At 57.8% G+C, this 1,324-nt stretch carries 1 rRNA gene; it reads right to left on the reverse strand.

Annotation, left to right across the window (positions count from 1 at the left end):
• Positions 1–1,255: ribosomal RNA gene (locus PFX91_RS23000) — 23S ribosomal RNA — on the reverse strand; the annotation flags it as partial.
• Between the last annotated feature and the right edge of the window lie 69 nt (positions 1,256–1,324).

The raw sequence follows: 1,324 nt of genomic DNA on the forward strand, positions 1-1,324 counted from the left end.
GCTCCACAGCTTCGGCGGTGTGCTTCAGCCCCGCTACATTATCGGCGCAGAACCACTTGACCAGTGAGCTATTACGCACTCTTTAAAGGATGGCTGCTTCTAAGCCAACCTCCTGGTTGTCTGGGCAACTCCACAACCTTTCCCACTTAGCACACGCTTAGGGGCCTTAGCTGATGATCTGGGCTGTTTCCCTCTCGACTACGAAGCTTATCCCCCGCAGTCTCACTGCCACGCTTCACTTCACCGGCATTCGGAGTTTGTCTGACGTCAGTAACCTTGTCGGGCCCATCAGCCAAACAGTAGCTCTACCTCCAGGAAGAAACACGCGACGCTGCACCTAAATGCATTTCGGGGAGAACCAGCTATCACGGAGTTTGATTGGCCTTTCACCCCTACCCACACCTCATCCCCCAGGTTTTCAACCCTGGTGGGTTCGGGCCTCCACGAGGTCTTACCCCCGCTTCACCCTGGACATGGGTAGATCACTCCGCTTCGGGTCCACAGCATGCGACTCGACTCGCCCTGTTCAGACTCGGTTTCCCTACGGCTACCCCACACGGGTTAACCTCGCCACACACCATGACTCGCAGGCTCATTCTTCAAAAGGCACGCCATCACACCCCCGAAAGGACGCTCTGACGGCTTGACAGCACACGGTTTCAGGTACTCTTTCACGACCCCTCACCGGGGCACTTTTCACCTTTCCCTCACGGTACTAGTGCACTATCGGTCACCAGGACGTATTTTGGCTTAGCAGGTGGTCCTGCCAGATTCACACGGAATTCCTCGGGCTCCGCGCTACTCGGGAACATGCCCACACCTGGCCGGCAGCTTCGTCTACGGGACTCTCACCCACTCCGGTACCGCTTCCCAACGGCTTCGACTACCACCAGCATCAGTGCCCCGGGCCGGCAGACCCGGAAAAGACACACCCCACGACCCCGCACACGCAACGACTGCCGTCTTTACCACGCGCACGGTTTAGCCTCTTCCCCGTTCGCTCACCACTACTAGGAGAATCACTGTTGTTCACTCTTCCTGCGGGTACTGAGATGTTTCACTTCCCCGCGTCACCACCGACCGCCCTATACATTCAGACGGCGGCAACCCGAAATGACTCGGGCTAGGTTTCCCCATTCGGACACCCACGGATCACAGCTCGGTTGACAGCTCCCCGTGGCCTATCGCGGCCTCCCACGTCCTTCATCGGCGCCTGGTGCCAAGGCATCCACCGTATGCCACTTTCACTTGGCCACTACAGATAACAAGATGCTCGCGCACACTATTCACAAATCAAAACACCAACCGCACACCCCACCACCAC

The organism is Nocardiopsis sp. ATB16-24 (assembly GCF_030271535.1).
Lineage (GTDB): Bacteria > Actinomycetota > Actinomycetes > Streptosporangiales > Streptosporangiaceae > Nocardiopsis.